Raw genomic sequence first — 19,448 nt, forward strand, 5'->3', positions numbered from 1 at the left:
CGCCCCCATCATTCCGCGGCGCCGCGCCGGTGTCTAGCCCGGCTCAGAGACCGAAGGTCTCGGTCTCCTCGAAGGGCCCCACGACGGTGATGGTCCGGGGGGCAGCCGCCAGCTCGCGGGCAAGCTCCTGGACCTCGGCGGCGGTCACGGCTTTGATCTGGCGCAGGGTCTCGTCGATGTCCTGGTATTCGCCGGACACCAGCTCGGCGCGGCCCAGCCGGGACATCCGGGAACCGGTGTCCTCCAGCGCCAGCACAATGCCGCCGCACAGCTGCCCCTCGGCCTTGCGGAGTTCCTCGTCGGAAATGCCGCCTTCGGCGAGCTTGTCCAGTTCGGCGCCGAGAAGCTCCAGCACCTGCCGGACTTTGGACGGTGTGCAGCCGGCATACATGCCGAAGTATCCGGCGTCGGCGTAGGAGGACGCGAAGGAGTAGGTCGAGTAGACCAGGCCGCGCTTCTCCCGTACTTCCTGGAACAGCCGGGAGGACATGCCTCCACCCAGCACCGCATTGAGCACGCTCATCACGAAGCGGCGGTCATCGGTGGCGACGATCGTGGGGCAGCCCATGATGATGTTGGCCTGCTCGACGGGCCGCTTGACCACGTGCAGCCCGGCGGTGCCGGTGATGTCGGCGCGTTCGGTGGAGCGACGCTGGACCGGCGCGGCATCAGGTGCCAGACTCCAGCCGGCGGAGTGCAGGGCGTCCACCACGAGCCCGCAGACGACGTCGTGGTCCAGTCCCCCGGCGGCGGTGATGACCAGCTCACCGGGACGGTAGTAGCGGCGGTAGTGGTCCCAGACAGAGTCGCGGGCGACGGCGCGGATGGCATCGGGGGTGCCGCCGATCGGGCGTCCCAGCGGGTGTGTGCCGAGGACGGCGGCGACGAAGTGTTCGTGCGCGACGTCGGTTGGGTCGTCGCTGTCCATCGCGATTTCCTCGAGGATGACGTCCCGTTCCTGTTCCATCTCCTGGGGATCGAGGACGGCACCGGTGATCATGTCCGCGATCACGTCGATCGCCATGGGCAGGTCGGTGTCCAGCACACGGGCGAAGTAGCAGGTGCTCTCCTTCGCGGTGGCGGCGTTGGATTCCCCACCGACCTCGTCAAAGGCCGAGGCGATCTCCATGGCGGTGCGGCGCCTGGTGCCCTTGAACAGCAGGTGCTCCAGGAAGTGTGTGGAACCGTGCTGGCCCGGGGCCTCATCGCGGGAGCCGACGCCGACCCAGAAACCGATGGTGGCCGAACGCTGGCCGGGCATCGCTTCGGTCAGCACGCGGACGCCGCCCGGCAAGACCGAGCGGCGCACCTCGGAACCACCGTCGGCTCCATGGATCAGGGTGTCAGCGTGCTGGTTCTGCTCAAGCGGCAGGGGGACGACAGTCATCAAGGCCTTTCAGTAAACAGTGCCAAATCTGCCTGCTATCGTACCAGCGGACCACTCCCCCGAAGGCCGTGGCAGGCATGGGGACGAGCGCCGGACGGCGGCAGCTTAACGGCGGCGGTTTAACGGCGGCAGCTTAACGGCGGCGGGGCCGGTGGAATCATCCACCGGCCCCGCCACTTCGTTCAGGAGAGACTACTCTGCGGACTCCACGGAGACCTCAGCGTTGTTGTCTGCGTCCTCGGAGCCTGCCTCGTCGGCCACGACGGGCGACAGGGAGAGCTTTCCGCGGTCATCGATCTTGGTGATTTCCACCTGGATCTTCTGGCCCACGGAGACGACGTCCTCGACGTTGTCCACGCGCTTGCCGCCGGCGATCTTGCGCAGCTCGGAGATGTGCAGCAGGCCGTCCTTGCCCGGGGTCAGCGAAACGAAAGCGCCGAAGGTCGTGGTCTTGACGACCGTGCCCAGGTAGCGCTCACCGATTTCGGGGACCTGCGGGTTGGCGATGGCGTTGATGGCGGACCGTGCTGCGTCGGCAGACGGGCCGTTCGTGGCGCCGATGTAGACAGTTCCGTCGTCCTCGATCGAGATGTCGGCTCCGGTGTCTTCCTGGATCTGGTTGATCATCTTGCCCTTCGGGCCGATGACCTCGCCGATCTTGTCAACCGGGATCTTGACCGCGATGACGCGCGGCGCGAACTCGGAGAGCTCGTCCGGGGTGTCGATCGCGGAGTTCAGAACGTCCAGGATGTGCAGGCGGGCTTCGCGGGCCTGCTTCAGGGCTGCTGCCAGGACGGAGGCCGGGATGCCGTCGAGCTTGGTGTCCAGCTGGATGGCTGTGACGAACTCGGCGGTACCGGCGACCTTGAAGTCCATGTCACCGAAGGCATCTTCGGCGCCGAGGATATCGGTCAGGGCGGCGTAGCGGGTCTGGCCGTCAACCTGGTCGGAGACCAGGCCCATGGCGATACCGGCAACCGCGGCCTTCAGCGGCACACCTGCGTTGAGCAGGGACAGCGTGGAGGCGCAAACGGAACCCATCGACGTCGAACCGTTGGAGCTGAGAGCCTCAGACACCTGGCGGATCGCGTAGGGGAATTCCTCGCGGGATGGCAGCACCGGCATGATGGCCCGCTCCGCCAGGGCACCGTGGCCGATTTCGCGGCGCTTCGGGGAACCGACGCGGCCGGTCTCACCGGTGGAGTACGGCGGGAAGTTGTAGTTGTGCATGTAGCGCTTGCGCGTCACGGGAGACAGCGAGTCGATCTGCTGTTCCATCTTGAGCATGTTCAGCGTGGTGACACCCATGATCTGGGTCTCGCCGCGTTCGAAGATGGCCGAACCGTGCACGCGGGGCAGAACCTCGACCTCGGCGGTGAGCTGGCGAATGTCCGTCAGGCCGCGGCCGTCGATGCGGATCTGGTCCTTGAGGATGCGCTGGCGCACAACCTGCTTGGTGACGGAGCGGAAGGCAGCGGACAGTTCCTTGTCGCGGCCCTCGAACTGGCCGGCCAGGGAAGAAGTGACTTCGTCCTTGAGTGCGTCCGAAGCGTCGTTGCGCTCCGTCTTGTCCGCAATCTGGAAAATAGCAGCCAGCTTGTCGGCGGCAGCGGATTCCACGGCGGCGTAGACGTCGTCCTCGTAGTCCAGGAAGACCGGGAACTCGACGGTCGGCTTGGCGGCGCGGGCTGCCAGGTCGGACTGCGCTTCGCACAGGGCCTTGATGAACGGCTTGGCGGCCTCGAGGCCCTCGGAAACAACCTCTTCGGTGGGGGCGGTGGCGCCCTGTTCCTTGATGAGGTTCCAGGAGTTGTCGGTGGCTTCGGCTTCAACCATCATGATGGCGACGTCGTCTCCTGCAACCCGGCCGGCAACGACCATGTTGAAGACGGCGTTCTCGAGCTGGGAGTGCTTCGGGAAGGCAACCCACTGCGAGCCGTTCTCGTCGGCGATCAGGGCAACGCGGACGCCGCCGATCGGGCCGGAGAAGGGCAGGCCGGAGAGCTGGGTGGACATCGAGGAAGCGTTGATGGCGACCACGTCGTAGAGCTCGTCCGGGTCGATGGAGAGCACGGTGACCACGATCTGGACCTCGTTGCGCAGGCCCTTGACGAAGGCGGGGCGCAGCGGGCGGTCCATCAGGCGGCAGGCCAGGATGGCTTCCGTGGAGGGGCGGCCTTCGCGGCGGAAGAACGAACCCGGGATGCGGCCGGCGGCGTACATACGCTCTTCGACGTCGACGGTCAGCGGGAAGAAGTCGAAGCCTTCGCGCGGGTGCTTGCCGGCGGTGGTGGCGGACAGCAGCGCGGTCTCTTCGTCGATGTAGACCATCGCTGCGCCGGCTGCCTGCTTGGCAAGACGGCCGGTTTCAAAGCGGATTACACGCTTGCCGAAGCGGCCATTATCAATGACTGCTTCTGAGAACTGGATTTCGGGACCCTCCAAGAGAGTCACCTCCGTTTCATGGTTCACGGAGTCCAGCCGCATCAACCCAGGCCAGCATCTGTCTACTGGCCTGCACTGCACCCGGTCATCGATCGAGACCCACGGGCCGGGCTTCAATCCTTGAAGCCGTTCCCGGGGATCACTACCGAGGACCGCGAATGCGTGATGCGGTTGATCCTCCTGTTGAGTTTTTTGAAGAAGGCGGCCCCTTTCCGTTACGGAAGGGGCCGCCCCTTAAAGCTGACTAGCGGCGCAGGCCGAGACGCTCGATGAGCGCGCGGTAGCGGGTGATGTCAGTGTTCTTGAGGTAGGTCAGCATGCGCTTGCGACGACCAACCATGGCCAGCAGACCGCGCTGGGTGTGGTAATCGTGCTTGTGCACCTTCATGTGCTCAGTGAGATCCTTGATCCGCTGAGTCAGGACTGCAACCTGGACCTCCGGCGAACCGGTGTCGCCCTCAGACGTTGCGAAATCCTGAATGATGGACTGCTTTACAGCGGCTTCAAGTGCCACAATAACTCCTAGAGATGTGCCGTGAGGCCCGAATCAGTAACTCACTGCCGGGGTGCCGCGCCGGGGGTCGTCCCGGGAAGAGGACGATCGCCGTTCACAACAAGAGCCAGCCGCCACGGACTGCAGCCGGATCCAACGTTTAGTTTACCGGCACGGCCGTGATCTTGTCGAAACCAGGGCCCTGCAGCCGGTCCCGGATCGCGGCGACGCCGCGGTACAGCTCAGCAAAGGACGTGCTGAGGGGTGAGAGCCCGATCCGGATGCCGTGAGGCGCCCGGAAATCGGGAATGACATCCTGCTCCCACAGGGCGGCGGTCATTTCCCGGAACGCCGGGTGGTCCACTGTGATGTGGCCGCCGCGCTCCTCGGGGTCCCGCGGCGTTGCGAGGGTCACGCCCGCGGGCGCCAGCCACGCGTCGTGGAGTTCGACGGCGAACGCGGTCAGCAGCCGGGACTTCTCCCGGACGGCTGCCATCCCCACTTCCTCCAGCAGGTCCAGCGTCCCGCGCATGGCCAGCATCCCGAAGATGGCCGGGGTTCCGCTGAGGAACCCGCGGATGCCGCTGGCGGCCTCGTAGCCGGGGCCCATTTCGAAGGCGTCCTTGCGCCCCATCCAGCCCCAGATCGGCTGCTGCAGACCGGGCAGGTGCCGGGCGTTGACGTAGGCGAAGGCCGGCGAGCCCGGTCCCCCGTTCAGGTACTTGTAGGTGCAGCCGGCCGCGAAGTCGACGTCGGCGTCGTCCAGGCCGATCTCGACCGAACCGGCGGAGTGGCACAGGTCCCACACGATCAGCGCGCCGGCGTCGTGCACGGCAGCGGTGATTCCCGGCAGATCCGCGAGGTACCCCGAGCGGTAGGCGATCTGGCTGAGGACCACGACGGCGGTGGCCGGGCCGGCCGCCGCGCGCACCTGATCGACGGACACGCCGGAAGCGGGATCGGCGTCGATCCAGCGCAGCGTGAGCCCCTCCTCGCGCGCGATGCCTTCGACGAGGTAGCGGTCGGTGGGGAAATTGTCGGTATCCAGCACGATTTCCGTGCGGGCCGGATCGGTGACGGCGGCCACCGCGGCGCGGATCAGTTTGTAGAGCACGACCGTGGTGGAGTCGGCGATGATGGTCTGCCCGGGTGCGGCGCCGAGGAGCGGACCGTCCGAGCTGGTCACCGATGGCCTGCGGGAGTTCCAGCCATTCCTCGTCCCAGCCGCGGATCAGCCGGCCACCCCAGCTCTCCTCGATGAAACGGCCGATGTCCGCCGTGGTGCGTTGGAGCGGGCGGCCCAGCGAATTGCCGTCGAGGTAGGACAAGTCCGTGTCGGTGCCGATGAAGAGCGGGCGGTACGCGGCCAGCGGATCGGCGGCGTCGAGTTCGAGGGCGCGCGGCCACAGCGGGTCGGTGCCAGCGGTGGCCCGGGTACTTCCGGTGCCGGCGGTGGTTCGGGTACGTCCGGGGGCGGGGACCTCCGTCGCTTCGGGGTTCGTGCTCACTGACCGATCTCCGTCCGTACCGCGAAGAGCTCGGGGAAGAAGGTCAGCTCGAGGGCCTTCTGCAGGAAGGCGGCACCGCTGGAACCGCCCGTGCCGGACTTCATCCCGATGGTCCGCTGCACCGTGCGCAGGTGACGGAAACGCCACAGCTGGAAGTTGTCCTCGAGGTCCACGAGCTCTTCGCACGCCTCGTAGGCACCCCAGTTGTCGGCCGCGTTTTCGTAGATGTACTTGAAGACCGGGACCAGCTCCGGGCAGAACTCGTGTGCCTTCGTGACGTCGCGCTCCAGCAGGGATGCCGGGACGTCGAAGCCCTGGCGTTTGAGGTAGGCCAGGAAGTCGTCGTAGATGCTCGGGGCCTCGAGGAGTTCCAGCAGCATCGCGTGGGCCTCGGGGTCGGATTCGAACACCGGCAGCATCTTGGGGTTCTTGTTGCCGAGCAGGAACTCAACCGCGCGGTACTGGCTGGACTGGAAGCCGGAGGAATTGCCCAGGAAGCCGCGGAACTGCGAATACTCGGTGGGGGTGAGGGTGGCCAGCACGGACCACTGCTCGGTCAGCGTCTTCTGGATGTGCTTGACCCGGGCGATCGCCTTCAGCGCCGAGCCGAGATCGTCGGCGCGGAGCCAGGCGGCGGCGCTGCGGAGCTCGTGCAGGACCAGCTTCAGCCACAGCTCGGTGGTCTGGTGCTGGATGATGAACAGCATCTCGTCGTGGTGCTCCGGCGCACTGACCGGCTGCTGGGCGCTGAGCAGCGTCGGCAGCTGCAGATAGGACGCATAGCTCATCCGGGAGCTGAAGTCGCGGACAATGCCCTTGTCCAGCTCCCTGGTGTTCTTCTCGATGGTCACAGTCTTGCCTTTCTTGCCGACTGGCCGTGCATGCGACCGGACGGTCAGCGCGTGCGGCCGGCGCGGAACAGGATCTGGTGCGCCTGGACCACGTCCAGGCGCATCTGGTCCACCAACGCTTCAGGGCCACGGTACGCCACCATGCCGCGCAGTCGGGCGACAAATTCCACTACTACTGTCTGGCCGTACAGATCGAAGTCCTCCACGGCCTCTTCCGGGCGGTCGATGACGTGGGCCTCCACCTGGCGGCTGACGCCGTCGAACGTGGGGTTGGAACCGACCGAGATCGCGGCCGGCCAGCGGGTGCCCGCCTCGTCCACGAGCCAACCAGCGTAGATGCCGTCCGCGGGGATGTAGCCGGTCGAGCTGGAGGCGAGGTTGGCGGTGGGAAAGCCGAGGTCCCGGCCACGGGCGGCGCCGTGCACCACTTCGCCACGCATCCGGTGCGGCCGGCCGAGCACGGCGGCGGCGGTGGCGACGTCGCCCTCCCGCAGCGCCTCCCGGACCCAGGTGGAGGAGCAACGGCGGTCCTCGCCGGCGTCGTCGTGGATGGGGAACCCTTCGGAACCGAACTCGCTGATGACCAGCACCTCAAAGCCAAGCTTTTTCCCGAGTTCCTGCATCGTGTGCAGGTCCCCGGCGTTGCCGCGGCCGAAGCGGGCGTCGTGGCCGATTACGACGTGGCTGGCGCGGAGGCTGCCGACCAGGACGGTGGCGACGAATTCCTCCGGAGTCAGGCTGGCCAGTTCGAGCGAGTACTTCATCACCAGCACGGCGTCGAGGCCCAGCTCGCCGAGGGCGGCCAGCTTGTCCTCCAGCCCCATGATCAGTTCCGGGGCCGCCTCGGGCCGATGCACCTGCGCGGGGTGCGGGTCGAAGGTGATGGCGACCGCGCGGGCATGGTTCAAGCGGGCGATGCGGATGAGCTTGGAGAGCACCTGTTGGTGGCCGCGGTGCACGCCGTCGAAGTTGCCGAACGTGACAACGGAAGGACCAAAGTCCGCCGGGACTTCGGACGGATCGTTCCAGATGTGGACCATCAACCTCGCCTTTGCTGCCTGCCATGAACTCTTCCGGAGAAACGGTGCCGGCTCCGGAACTCTCTAAGATTACCTGCAATCAACGCGGGCCCCGGACGCCCCGGCCTGGCCTGCAGGCGCCGTCTTCCACGGTCCTTTGGCCCGGACTACGATGCTAGGGCAACACCTTCGCGGCGTCCGCGCAGTCGCCGATTCACCTCGTCCCCGCGCGCTGGCGCGGCTGAAGGAGTAGACCATGACTGAGCTCAACGACATCCTCGGGCAGATCCCGGTAGACCAGATTGCCGGCATGCTCGGAACGGACCGGCAAACGGCCCAGGCAGCAGTGGAGGCCGCCGTCCCCACGCTGCTGGCAGGAATGCAGAACAATGCCCAGGCCCCCGACGGCGCCGCCTCGCTCGAGTCGGCGCTCAGCCAGCATCAGGACGGGCTGATTGAAGGGGGTGTTGACCTGGCGCAGGTGGATACCGCGGACGGTGAAAAGATTGTCAGCCACGTCTTCGGCGGGCAGCAGGACCAGGTGGCGAGCCGGCTGGCCGGCTCCGCGCAGTTGGGCGGGGCGGGCGGGGACCTCGTCAAGAAGCTCCTGCCGATCCTGGCGCCCATCGTGATGTCCTACCTTGCCAACAAGGTCCTCGGTGGACGCGGGCCGTCGTCCGGGGCGGGCGGTGCTGATGGATCCGGCCAGGGCGGCATCGACCTCGGCGGAATTCTGGGCGGGATCCTGGGCGGTACGGGCGGTGCTGCCGCCGGCGGCGGACAGGGCGGTTTGGGTGACTTGCTGGGCGGGTTGCTCGGCGGCGGCCAGGCGCCGGACCGGCAATTGGCTCCCGACGCCGGGCTGGACAGCAGGCTGGACCCGCAGACTGTGCCGCAGTCCGTGCCCCAGTCCATGCCACAGGACCAGCCCGTCGGCGGCGCGCCGCGGCCGGGTGAGCTGATCGAGGTAGACCGTCCCGAGAGCCAGCCGGAAGAGCGGAAGAACGACGAGGGCGGCCTCGGCGGCGTGCTGGGCGGACTTTTCGGGAAGAAGTAGCAGGCCAAGGGAGCACTCGGCCAGGGAAGGTCCTGTCCCGGGCCTCCGGCCTTCAGCAGTTTTTGTTGTGCCGGGCGTTCGGCAGAAGCGCGGGCTGGTTCACAAACCGGCCTGGTGTGGTCCGTGCTTGAGGGAGATCCCGGTGGTGAACTTGGCCGGGGCATCCAGGCCGGCGCCGTCGTCGACGCCTACTCCCAGCCTGCCGACGAGCTCCCCGCCAAGCCAGCCTGCACCGGCGGCGATGACAAAGGCCAGCAGTTCCAGCACAAAGGCCAGGATGGACGGCACGTTGTCCTGGGCGCCCCCGCGCATGAACCAACTGATTGCGAACAACACGATCATCACGACGTTTCCTGCACCGTGGAGCCGTCCGATGCGTTTGGCGCGGGTCCCGTCTGGGACGGCAATAAAATCGATGAGTCCGAATATGGCCGCGAGCAGACCCATCAGGACGCCTGCGGCGATCATCAAGTAGGCCGCGGAGGTGAAATGTCCGTTGTTGGCCAGCAGTCCGATCACATCGAACACGACCGCTGTGCTGAGAAGCCCCAGCGGAAAAACAACCAGTTGCTGGTGGATGGCGTGCCCTGCGGCTTTTGCTCTGCTCTCCATGTCCGCCTCCATGACGAATATTCCGGGGAGGCGAAGACAGGAATGCCTCCAACTGCAACACTAACCCCGGTTGGCATTAGACGCCAGGGTCCGGCGTTCGTCCCTGGACCTGCCCAAATCCCAGCGCTTCACCAGGGATCAGCCTGGCGCAGCAGAAACCTGCCCGCTGCTCCGGCGCTGCAACATACGGCCCTGACACGCCGCTGGTAATTCCTTGAAGGAGGGCCAGATTCATGGCACAGACTGTGTCACGGTCTTGGTCCGCGAGCTCGTGGAAGGGGCAGTTGAGCAGGTCGATGCACCGTCCAGGCGCCGGACGTGGCTCATACCCCAGAACGGATAGCAACTGCTCCAAGTCCTGATTCGGTGTCTGTTCGGCCAAGCTGCGGCCGCAGCGCTGCGCCTCCGCCAGGATCCGTTCCCGGCTGCCTCCCGCACGCCCTGCAACGGAATGCAGGAGAATCATGGCACCAATGTCATGCCGGCGGGGCGGCACCGTGATGTCAAAACCGTCGGGGCTGGCCACGTACCACTTGGGGGGTCTTCCCGACCCCGGTCCGCCTTTCCGGCCGGCAGGTTTGGCGTAATGCGCGCTGAGCAAGCCTTCGTCCACGAGCTTGTCGAGGTGGAAAGCCGCGAGCCGGACACCGATCCCAAGCGCCGCTGCCACGTCCGCCCTGGACACCGGCCGGCGCGCCTCCCTGACTGCTTCGTAAGCCCGCCGTCTGGTCGGTTCGCCAAGGGCACTTAACAACCACGTTAGGGCTCCTGGGCCCCGATGGACCCTGTTCATCCCGCCGCTCCAACACTGCTTCGGCTGCATCTGCAACCAGTATGGATCTTTGTATCGTCAGTGTCTATCGTTGAAACCCAGAGGGAAAGCACAACCGGAGACCCTGAATGGGCCCCAGAAGGGGGGCGGGCAAAATGTCTGAAACAGCCTCCGAGTTCCAGCCAAAGGACCTCGATACAAGGGAGCGGCTGGCCACGGCCGGACGCGCCGTGGCACAAGGCATCAGGTATAAGGCCAGAGGTGAACACGAGACCCAGAGGGGCGCGGACCTGGTGGTGGACGAGGCAGATGTTGCCGCGCTCATCGAAGAGTGGCCGGAAGCGCAGAAGAAAGTGGCCGAGCAGATGCTGGCCAAGTACGGCCCGCCCAATGAAGCCACACCAACACGCTTGACATGGCACCGGAACGGGCCGTGGAAGCGGACCGAGATCACCAGCGACGCCGTCGTGCACAACTGGCCAACGGTACACACGGACTTTCTGACCCAGACGATCGACTACCGCGTCCCGCCACCCATGATCGGTGCCGTCGCCGAGTTTGACGGCTCCATCACTGTCGACCGGACAAGGGGCGAAGTATCTGCCCGTTGCGATTCCGAGGCAGCCAACGTCCTGGGCTTGAACATGGTCCACGAGCTGGTTACCGGCAAACGCGATGTAGCAGGGGCCCGCCACACCTCCGAGCAGAACACCGTGGGCTATAGCCTCGGGCGGGAAGCACCCTACGCAGAGCGGCTCCTGTTCGAGATTCCGCAGGGCGGTACCGAAGACCTGGACGAAAGCTCCATCGGTGAGGCCGCGACACAGCAGCTCGCCGGCAAAGGTCAAAGACACCGTGGGACACCCGGAAGAGCCCACCGAGCGGCTGAGTGGGAGCTGACGACCAAGCAGTTTTTTGGCGCGCCGCCGACCATCACCCCGCTGTCCGCGGCTGAATGGTGGCGTTTGCAGCGGTCTTGAAGCTGCCGTAACAAGGGGCACCCGTGGCAAGCTGTAACGATGGACAGAACAGCTGCCCCGAACCCAAGAAATTCCGGAGCGCCGCACCACGGTGCGACCCTCCCCGAGGAACTGCGACGCCCCCGCGGGCCGCGCGATCCGGGCGACGCCTGGGTCGAGGGTGACCGCGGACGGTTCTGGGGCCGCTTCGGCTCGGCCGGGCTGCTCGTCCATGACCCCGCCAAGGGCGTCCTGCTGCAGCACCGGGCGTTGTGGAGTGACCAGGGCGGAACGTGGGGCCTCCCCGGCGGTGCCCTGCACCAGGGCGAAGAAGCTGTGCACGGGGCACTGCGGGAAGCGCAGGAAGAAGCCGCCGTCCCGCCGGAGAGCGTCCGGGTCCTGTTCACTTCGGTGTTCGACGTCGGCTACTGGACCTACACGACAGTCGCCGTCGAGGTGGTTGAGCAGTTTGACCCGGCGATCAGTGACCCGGAAAGCCTTGAGCTGCAGTGGGTTCGGCTGAACCTGGTCGGCGACAAGGACCTGCACCCCGGATTCGGCGCGTCCTGGCCGGAGCTGCACCGCCGGTTGCTGAAGGGTTCCGCGACGTCCTGACAGGTTCTAAAGTGCGAGCATGACTACAGAAAATGGAACCCCGCCCCCGGTCCGCCAGCTGAGGCTGGTCGTCGAGACCGAGGACTACGAAGCTGCAGTGGCGTTCTACCGGGATGTTCTCGGGCTGGTGCAGCGTGAAGCAGTCCAGGGTGAAGGGGATGCCCGCATCACCATCCTGGAAGCCGGCCGGGCCACTCTTGAGCTCTCGAATCCGGCACAGGTCCGGCTGATCGACCAGGTGGAGGCCGACGGCCGGCCCAGCGCGAAGCTTCGCGTCGCCTTCGAGGTCGACGACTCGGAAACTGCCACCCAGAACCTCGTGGCGGCCGGTGGAACACTCATTGCGGAACCACGGGAAACGCCCTGGCGGTCCCTGAACTCCCGGCTCACCGGCCCCGACGGGCTCCAGATCACGTTGTTCCAGGAGCTGGACGCGCCCGCCGAACCCGGAGACTAGGGTCCGCGCTGAGGTTTAACTGGCCGGCTTCAAGATTGGACGACGGCGGTAAAGCCAGAGTAGCCCCAGGATGGGGAGCAGGAGCGGGATGAAAGCGTAGCCGCGGCCGAACAAGGACCAGACGGTCTCGTGCGGGAAGTTCACCGAGTCGAACAGACTGAGCGCCCCGACCACCAGTACACCGATCAGCTCCACCAGCACAGCGACGACGGAAACCTTGAACCAGGTGCGGCCGGCCTTCGCGAGGGACACCGTAGCCACGACATAGACGACGGCGGCGAAGGCGGACAGCGAGTAGGCCAGCGGCGCTTCGGAGAACTTCGTGAGGATCTGGTAGCCGGCCCGGGCGGTCGCCGAAATGGCAAAGACCGCGTAAACGGCAATCAGGAGCCGGCCCGGACCGGTGTTCCGGGTGTCCGTCACCGGTGCTGCATTGTGTGCCAAAGTCGCGCCTGAAGCGGTCCCGGCGCCCTCGGGGGAAGGTGTTGGCGTCACGTCTCTTGCCTCTTCCAAGTCAGTACCAGATCTGGTTCATTCGAGCGGCCATTACCAGTGCCGTGACGCCGACGGCGGCCAGGACGAAGTTGCTCCAACGCGTGCGTTCCAGGACGGACCAGTACACCGCGCCGACGGGCAGCAGGAGGGCGGTCAGCAGGTAACCCCAGAATTCCCAGGTCTCTCCCGCGATGCGCTCTCCGGCCGCGACCCGGACGATCGAACCGACCAGGTACACCAGCAGCGCCAGTTCGACGGCGGCGACGGACAGGATTGTCACGTCGTTCGGGGCCTTTTTCAGGATGCCGGCGGTGAGGCAGATGACCGTGGAGATCAGCCCGACCGCCAGGATGATGTAGAAGTACGCGTCCAAGGCTACTCGGCCCGCTGTTCCTGCTGGGCCGCGCGCTTTTCGTTGTCCGGGGCGAAGACGAGCACGGGCTTGGCGTAGCTCCCTGCATCGGCCAGCAGTGCCACGAGCGTGCCGTCCGGGGCGAACGCCGCGGCCGGCCTGTCTGCCGTCGCCGCCTCCGGGGTGCCGGCGGCCTGTCCCGCGGCGATCCGGCGGCCGAAGGAAATCTCGATGGTCTCCTCGTTGCTGAGTTCACGGTTCGGCATCAGGGCGCGCGCGGCCTGGGACATTTCCAGTACGTCCAGTTCTTCGGCCAGCTGCTCCAGGGTGTGTGCCTGGTCGAGGGTGTACGGGCCCACCTGGGTCCGGCGCAGCGCCGTCAGGTGACCGCCGACGCCGAGGGCGTTCCCCAGATCACGTGCAAGGGCGCGGATATAAGTGCCGGAGGAGCATTCAACGGTGACGTCGACGTCCAGCGCTTCGCCCTCGCGCACCGGGCGCAGCCCGTGGACCTCGAAGCGGTGGATGGTGACCGGCCGGGCCGCCAGCTTCACGGCCTCACCGGAGCGGACCCGGGCGTAGGCCCGTTCACCGTTGACCTTGATGGCGCTGACGCTGCTGGGAATCTGTGCGATCTCGCCGGTCAGGGCGGCGACGCCGGCCCGGACGGCCTCCTCGGTGACCGCGGCGGCGCTGCGGGTGGCAGTGACTTCGCCCTCGGCGTCGTCCGTCACGGTTGATTCGCCCAGGCGGATGGTGGCCGTGTAGGTCTTGGACGTGCCCACGATGTAGGTCAGCAGCCGGGTGGCCTTGTTGATCCCGACCACCAGCACGCCGGTAGCCATCGGATCAAGGGTGCCGGCATGGCCCACCTTTCGGGTACCGGCGAGCCGCCGCATCCGTCCAACCACATCGTGGCTCGTCCAGCCTTGCGGCTTGTCCACTATCACCAGTCCAGAAAGCACGCTCCCCAGTATATCTGCGCCGCCCTGCCCGGATGTGCGGCCCGTTAGGATGGCAGACATGCCTGAGCTTGCCGCCCACATCCGCGACGTACCCGTCAACCAGATCCGGGAGATCACCGAAGCCGCCTGGCGTACCCCCGGCGCCATCGTCCTGAGCATCGGCGAACCCGGCTTCCCCCTGCCGCGCCACATCCTCGAGGCCGGCATGGCGTGCCTGGACCGCGACGAGACCAACTACACGCCCAACGCCGGCATCCCTGCCCTGCGGGAGGCCTTTGCCGCCAGGTTCCGGGAACACAACGCGGCGCCGGTCGGTGCGGACCGCGTCTATGTGGTGGACGGCGCCCAGCAGGGACTGCACTTGGCGATGAGCCTGTTGCTCTCCCCCGGCGACGAGATCCTTATCCCCAACCCGGGCTACCCCACGTTTGCCATGACAAGCAGTCTTCTCCATGCCGTTCCGGTCCGGTACCCGCTGTACCCGGAGTACGACTTCCAGCCGCGGCTCGAGGACATCGAAGCGCTCATCACGGCGCGGACCAAGGTGCTGATCCTGAATTCACCGTCCAATCCTTTGGGGGCGGTGCTCGGCGCGGAGCTCACGCGCGGCCTCGTGGAACTGGCCCGGCGCCACGACCTGTGGATCATTTCCGACGAATGCTACGAGGCGTTCACCTACGACGTCCCGCATGTGAGTCCTGCCCGCTTCGACAGCGACGTCCCCGGTGAGGCCCGCGTGTTCACCTCGCTGACGCTTTCCAAGACCTACGGGTTGACGGGGCTGCGGATCGGTGCGCTGATCTGCCCGCCCGGCCTGGAGCAGACGATGAACAAAGTGATGGAGTCGATTGTCTCCTGCGTCGCTTCACCCTCGCAGTACGCGGCGCTGGCCGCGCTGACCGGACCGCAGGACTACGTCAGCCATGCCCATGCCCACTACCGGTCCAACCGGGACGCGGCCTCGGCGGTTCTGGCGTCCAAGGGGATCCCTTTCCTCACCGCGCAGGGAGCCTTCTACCTCTGGGCCGACGTCTCGCATGTCAGCGGCGGCGACGTCCGGGCCTGGGTCCGGCGCTTCCTGGCCGACTCCAGGGTGTCGTTCGCCCCGGGCACGGCGTTCGGCTCGATCGGCGAGGGCTGGATCCGGATTGCCCTCTGCAGCGTCCAGGAGGAACTCGTTGAAGGCCTCAGCCGGCTCCCCGCCCGGCAGGCCTGAGTCCGCCGCGTGCGGCACGCCGGGCCCGGCGTCCGCGGGCAAGCCTTCCGTGGCCTCCGGCGCAGAACACGGGCCGGTGAAGGGGTCCATAGCCCCTACCGCTCGGGCGGGGCTGCTCCTACTCTGAGCCCACGGCGCGTTGCGCCGGAGTTTCCGGGCATCGGGGAGGTAAGGCATGTGGTGGCAGGACTTGCTCTGGGGCATCTGGAACGGGCTGACGGCCTGGATTGTGCTGATCGTCCATGTCTTCGGGCAATGGGCAGAGTTCCCCTTCTACAACACCGCCCGCGCCGGAAACTGGTATGACTTCGGCTTCCTGCTGGGGATGGGTTCGCCCTTGTTGGGCGGCCTGGGTGCCCGGCGGTCGGGGTTCAGGCGCCGCTGAGAGCCTCGACGTATGCCGCCGTCAATTCTCAAGGGACGGACGGAAATGGCCGGCCCCGTGAACGGGACCGGCCATTTCGCTGCACAACTGCAGGACTTGAGGACTACTTGCTGCTGTCCTCGTCGACTTCGCCGCCGTCGACCAGGTCGATGTCCTCTTCGTCGAAATCGTCCGCGTCCAGCTCGACGTCCTGCGGGACGTCGCTCTTGTACGGGTCGGCGTCGCCGGCGTGCTGGGCGCTCGCGGCGAGGGCCGCAACTTCGGCGTCCCGCTTCTTCGCGGCCCGGAGGAGTTCCTCCAGGTTGGAGGCGGTGACCGGAATCTGGTCGGCCACAAACTCCAGGGTCGGGGTCAGCCGGACCGTGATGTTCCGCCCGACTTCCTGCCGGAGCACACCCTTGGCCTTCTCCAGCCCCTTGGCGGCCTCGGCCTGGACGAGCTGGTCACCAAACACCGTGTAGTAGACCGTGGCATGCTGCAGATCATTCGTGACACGCGCGTCGGTGACCGTGATGCCCTCAAGCCGCGGGTCCTTGACCTTACGGCCCAAAGCCTCAGCAACAACAACCTTAATCCGCTGCGCCAACTTGGCAGCCCGTGCGGGATCAGCCATTTCCACTCCTAAAAATTTGGGTTGTACGACGGCGGCCTGGTGGGCAACGCCGCTCGTTTCAGTTTTCTGCCACGCACTACGGCGAGTCAACGACGGACCCCCGTTGGAATTTTTCCGGCGGCCTGGGAGTGGCATCCAAGGCGGCAGCCGAGGGCCCCGATGCGAGGTTGCGAGCATTGGGAAGGCTGACGCCGCTGCCGAAGCTGGGTGGCCTACGTCGTAAGACGTAGGCCACCCAGCGAAGGGGCGGGGCCGCCGGAAAAATTCCAACGGCCCCGCATGCCTTTACTGCATTAGGACACCTTAGACGCGCGGCTTTTCGCGCATCTCGAAGGTCTCGATGATGTCACCTTCGGTGATGTCATTGAACGAGCCAAGACCGATACCACACTCGAAGTCCGTGCGGACCTCGGTGGCGTCGTCCTTGAAGCGCTTGAGCGTCTCAACGGCGAGGTTGTCACCGATGATCTTGCCGTCGCGGCTGATCCGGGCCTTGGCGTTGCGTCGGATGACACCCGAGCGCACGATCGAGCCTGCAATGTTGCCGAACTTGGAGGAACGGAACACTTCGCGGACCTCGGCGGTGCCAAGCTGGACCTCTTCGTACTCCGGCTTGAGCATGCCCTTGAGGGCCATCTCGATGTCATCAATTGCTGCGTAGATGACGGAGTAGAAGCGCATGTCCACGCCTTCGCGGTCTGCCAGTTCGGCAACACGCTCGGCGGGCTTGACGTTGAAGCCGATGATGACGGCGCTGTCGACCGTTGCCAGGTTGACGTCGTTCTGCGTGATCGCACCGACACCGCGGTGGATGATGCGGAGCTGGACGCCTTCGCCGACATCGATCTTGAGCAGCGCGTCTTCGAGGGCTTCCACGGCACCGGACACGTCACCCTTGAGGATGAGGTTGAGGGTGTCGATCTTGCCTTCGGCGACGGCCTGGTCGAAGTCTTCCAGGCTGATGCGCTTACGACGCTTGGCCAGTGCGGCGTTGCGGTCGGCAGTTTCACGCTTCTCGGCGATCTGGCGGGCGGTACGCTCGTCAGCGGTCACGAAGAAGGTGTCACCGGCGCGCGGGACGTTGGACAGACCCAGGACCTGCACGGGGCGGGACGGGCCTGCCTCGGTCAGGGCACTGCCGTCGTCGTCGAACATCGCACGGACACGGCCGTGGGCCGTGCCTGCCACGATGGTGTCGCCGACACGCAGGGTACCGGACTGAACCAGGACGGTAGCAACGGATCCGCGGCCCTTATCCAGGTTGGCTTCAATCGCGATACCGCGGGCATCCTTGTTCGGGTTGGCGCGCATGTCCAGGGCAGCGTCCGCGGTAAGCAGGACCGCCTCGAGCAGCTCGTCGATGTTGAGGTTCTGGCGGGCAGAGACCTCCACGAACATGGTGTCGCCACCGTATTCCTCGGGAACCAGTCCGTACTCGGTCAGCTGACCGCGGACCTTCTCCGGGTTGGCGCCTTCCTTGTCGATCTTGTTCACAGCCACGACGATCGGCACGTTGGCCGCCTGTGCGTGGTTGAGGGCCTCAACAGTCTGCGGCATAACGCCGTCGTCCGCTGCGACCACCAGGATGGCGATGTCGGTGACCTTCGCACCACGGGCACGCATGGCGGTGAACGCCTCGTGGCCCGGAGTATCGATGAAGGTGATCTTGCGGTCGAAGCCTTCGTGCGGGTGGGTGACCTGGTAGGCACCGATGTGCTGCGTGATGCCGCCGTGCTCGCCCGCCATGACGTCGGACTTGCGGATGGCATCGAGCAGTCGGGTCTTACCGTGGTCAACGTGACCCATGACTGTGACAACAGGAGGACGCGCCTCGAGGTCTTCGTCGCCTTCGGCTTCCAGCTCGGCTTCGAAGTCGATGTCGAAGCCGGAGAGCAGCTCGCGCTCCTCATCCTCCGGAGACACAACCTGGAGCTTGTAGCCAAGCTCCTCGCCCAGCAGGGCGAAGGTTTCCTCATCCAGGGACTGCGTGGCCGTGGCCATTTCGCCGAGGTGGAAGAGGACGGTCACGAGAGCGGCGGGGTTTGCCTCGATCTTGTCGGCGAAGTCCGTGATGGACGAGCCACGGCGAAGCCGGACAACGGTGTTGCCGTCGCCGCGGGGAACGCTTACGCCACCCAGCGACGGAGCACTCATCTGCTCGAGTTCCTGACGCTTGGCACGCTTCGACTTGCGCTGCTTGCCACGGCCTGCGCCGCCCTTACCGAAAGCACCCTGGGTGCCACCGCGACCGCGGCCACCCTTGCCGAAGCCACCGCCGGCCGGAGCGCCGCCGCCACCGGTACCGGGAGCACCGGTTCCTGGAGCGCCACCCGGACGGCCCGGACCACGGGCACCGCCACCGGGACGGCCTGCACCAGCGGGTGCGGGACGTTCGGTGCGGTTGGGCATCATGCCGGGAGTCGGACGGTTTCCGCCGGCGCCGGGACGTGCGCCGGGAGCGCCGGCCGGACGCGGAGCGCCCGGGCGTGCACCCGGAGCGCCGCCGGTGCGGGGGGCACCCGGACGGGGACCGCCTGCGCCTGCTGCGGGACGGGGACCGCCGGGGCGTTCGCCCTCGGTACGGCTTCCGCCCGGACGGGGCATGCCCTGGGAGGGTGCGAACGGGTTGTTACCCGGACGCGGGGGACGTTCGTTGTCTCCGCCGCGGCCCCGGGGCATGCCCTGGGACGTGGCGAAGGGGTTGTTGCCGGGACGGGGGCCGCCCGGGCGAGGCGCCGAGCCGCCCTGGCGTGCCGGAGCAGCCGGAGTTTCAGCCTTCGGGGCAGGCCGTGCGCCGGGCTTGATGCCCGAGGACGGAGCCGTCGAAGGAGCAGCCGGAGCCTGAGCGGCCGGAGCCTGGGCAGCCGGAGCCTGCGCGGCAGGGGCTGCGGGCGCGGCTGCGGCTGGTGCCGGTGCAGCTGCTGCCGGAGCCGGAGCTTCGGTCTTGGGTGCTGCTGCCTGCGCCGGGGCACCGGGCGCAGCCGGAGCCGGCGCGGGCGCCGGACGGGTTGCTGCCGGGCTGGCGGGTGCCTTGGGGGCCGCCGCGGGGGCTTCGGACTTCGAAGCTGCCGGGGCGTCGGGGAATGCGTTGCGGAGTTTCCTCACAACGGGGGCCTCAATGGTTGAAGAGGCAGAGCGAACGAATTCGCCCAGTTCCTGCAGTTTGGTTACTGCATCTTTGGAAGTAATACCGAGCTCTTTAGCAAGCTCATGTACGCGGACCTTGGCCACATTTCTCCTGTCTCGG

The 19,448-nt window shown here is 66.6% G+C and carries 17 protein-coding genes and 1 pseudogene; 6 read left to right on the top strand and 12 right to left on the bottom strand.

Going from position 1 to position 19,448, the window contains the following annotated elements:
- Positions 1-43 precede the first annotated feature (43 nt).
- From QFZ69_RS13820 to QFZ69_RS13845, 6 genes and pseudogenes are all read right to left on the bottom strand, one after another.
- Entirely contained in the window at positions 44-1,387 is a 1,344-nt protein-coding gene (locus QFZ69_RS13820) for a pitrilysin family protein (RefSeq protein ID WP_306918952.1), read from the bottom strand.
- 192 nt (positions 1,388-1,579) lie between these two features.
- Complete coding sequence (locus QFZ69_RS13825) at positions 1,580-3,832, bottom strand: polyribonucleotide nucleotidyltransferase (protein ID WP_306919692.1); 2,253 nt, start codon at positions 3,830-3,832, stop codon at positions 1,580-1,582.
- Between the two features lie 244 nt (positions 3,833-4,076).
- Positions 4,077-4,346 carry a 30S ribosomal protein S15 gene (gene rpsO / locus QFZ69_RS13830; RefSeq protein WP_104063120.1) on the bottom strand — a complete coding sequence of 90 codons (270 nt, stop codon included), beginning with the start codon at positions 4,344-4,346 and terminating at the stop codon, positions 4,077-4,079.
- Between the two features lie 139 nt (positions 4,347-4,485).
- Positions 4,486-5,734 (bottom strand): annotated as a pseudogene (locus tag QFZ69_RS13835) (kynureninase).
- 95 nt (positions 5,735-5,829) lie between these two features.
- On the bottom strand, positions 5,830-6,684 hold the full coding sequence (gene kynA / locus QFZ69_RS13840; protein ID WP_306918956.1) for a tryptophan 2,3-dioxygenase: 855 nt from the start codon (positions 6,682-6,684) through the stop codon (positions 5,830-5,832).
- A gap of 44 nt (positions 6,685-6,728) precedes the next feature.
- Positions 6,729-7,724 carry a bifunctional riboflavin kinase/FAD synthetase gene (locus QFZ69_RS13845; RefSeq protein WP_306918958.1) on the bottom strand — a complete coding sequence of 332 codons (996 nt, stop codon included), beginning with the start codon at positions 7,722-7,724 and terminating at the stop codon, positions 6,729-6,731.
- A 235-nt stretch (positions 7,725-7,959) separates the two neighbouring features.
- Here QFZ69_RS13845 and QFZ69_RS13850 point away from each other — a divergent pair, with 235 nt between their 5' ends.
- Positions 7,960-8,760, top strand: coding sequence for a DUF937 domain-containing protein (locus tag QFZ69_RS13850; RefSeq protein WP_306918960.1), 801 nt, complete (start codon positions 7,960-7,962; stop codon positions 8,758-8,760).
- Positions 8,761-8,859: 99 nt separating this feature from the next.
- On the opposite strand, the gene QFZ69_RS13855 is transcribed toward QFZ69_RS13850, so the two are convergent.
- Positions 8,860-9,372 carry a DUF2231 domain-containing protein gene (locus QFZ69_RS13855; RefSeq protein ID WP_306918962.1) on the bottom strand — a complete coding sequence of 171 codons (513 nt, stop codon included), beginning with the start codon at positions 9,370-9,372 and terminating at the stop codon, positions 8,860-8,862.
- Between the two features lie 927 nt (positions 9,373-10,299).
- Here QFZ69_RS13855 and QFZ69_RS13860 point away from each other — a divergent pair.
- From QFZ69_RS13860 to QFZ69_RS13870, 3 genes are read left to right on the top strand one after another with little or no spacing between them, the layout of a single operon-like run.
- Entirely contained in the window at positions 10,300-11,124 is an 825-nt protein-coding gene (locus QFZ69_RS13860; protein ID WP_306918963.1) for a hypothetical protein, read from the top strand.
- Positions 11,125-11,163: 39 nt separating this feature from the next.
- Positions 11,164-11,718 carry an NUDIX domain-containing protein gene (locus QFZ69_RS13865; RefSeq protein WP_306918964.1) on the top strand — a complete coding sequence of 185 codons (555 nt, stop codon included), beginning with the start codon at positions 11,164-11,166 and terminating at the stop codon, positions 11,716-11,718.
- Between the two features lie 19 nt (positions 11,719-11,737).
- Positions 11,738-12,175 carry a VOC family protein gene (locus tag QFZ69_RS13870; protein ID WP_306918967.1) on the top strand — a complete coding sequence of 146 codons (438 nt, stop codon included), beginning with the start codon at positions 11,738-11,740 and terminating at the stop codon, positions 12,173-12,175.
- A 15-nt stretch (positions 12,176-12,190) separates the two neighbouring features.
- On the opposite strand, the gene QFZ69_RS13875 is transcribed toward QFZ69_RS13870, so the two are convergent.
- From QFZ69_RS13875 to truB, 3 genes are all read right to left on the bottom strand, one after another.
- On the bottom strand, positions 12,191-12,619 hold the full coding sequence (locus QFZ69_RS13875; RefSeq protein ID WP_306918969.1) for a hypothetical protein: 429 nt from the start codon (positions 12,617-12,619) through the stop codon (positions 12,191-12,193).
- Between the two features lie 70 nt (positions 12,620-12,689).
- Entirely contained in the window at positions 12,690-13,043 is a 354-nt protein-coding gene (locus QFZ69_RS13880; RefSeq protein ID WP_306918971.1) for a hypothetical protein, read from the bottom strand.
- Positions 13,044-13,045: 2 nt separating this feature from the next.
- A complete protein-coding gene (truB, locus tag QFZ69_RS13885; protein WP_306918973.1) occupies positions 13,046-13,987 on the bottom strand; it encodes a tRNA pseudouridine(55) synthase TruB in 942 nt (313 codons plus the stop codon).
- Between the two features lie 58 nt (positions 13,988-14,045).
- Here truB and QFZ69_RS13890 point away from each other — a divergent pair, with 58 nt between their 5' ends.
- Positions 14,046-15,203, top strand: coding sequence for a pyridoxal phosphate-dependent aminotransferase (locus QFZ69_RS13890; protein WP_306918975.1), 1,158 nt, complete (start codon positions 14,046-14,048; stop codon positions 15,201-15,203).
- 175 nt (positions 15,204-15,378) lie between these two features.
- Complete coding sequence (locus QFZ69_RS13895) at positions 15,379-15,588, top strand: hypothetical protein (protein ID WP_306918976.1); 210 nt, start codon at positions 15,379-15,381, stop codon at positions 15,586-15,588.
- Between the two features lie 103 nt (positions 15,589-15,691).
- Here the strand turns inward: QFZ69_RS13895 and rbfA are convergent, their stop codons facing one another.
- Both rbfA and infB read right to left on the bottom strand, forming a co-directional pair.
- Complete coding sequence (gene rbfA / locus QFZ69_RS13900) at positions 15,692-16,201, bottom strand: 30S ribosome-binding factor RbfA (protein WP_306918977.1); 510 nt, start codon at positions 16,199-16,201, stop codon at positions 15,692-15,694.
- Positions 16,202-16,504: 303 nt separating this feature from the next.
- On the bottom strand, positions 16,505-19,432 hold the full coding sequence (gene infB / locus QFZ69_RS13905) for a translation initiation factor IF-2 (protein ID WP_306918979.1): 2,928 nt from the start codon (positions 19,430-19,432) through the stop codon (positions 16,505-16,507).
- Between the last annotated feature and the right edge of the window lie 16 nt (positions 19,433-19,448).

Source organism: Arthrobacter sp. V1I7 (genome assembly GCF_030817015.1).
Lineage (GTDB): Bacteria > Actinomycetota > Actinomycetes > Actinomycetales > Micrococcaceae > Arthrobacter.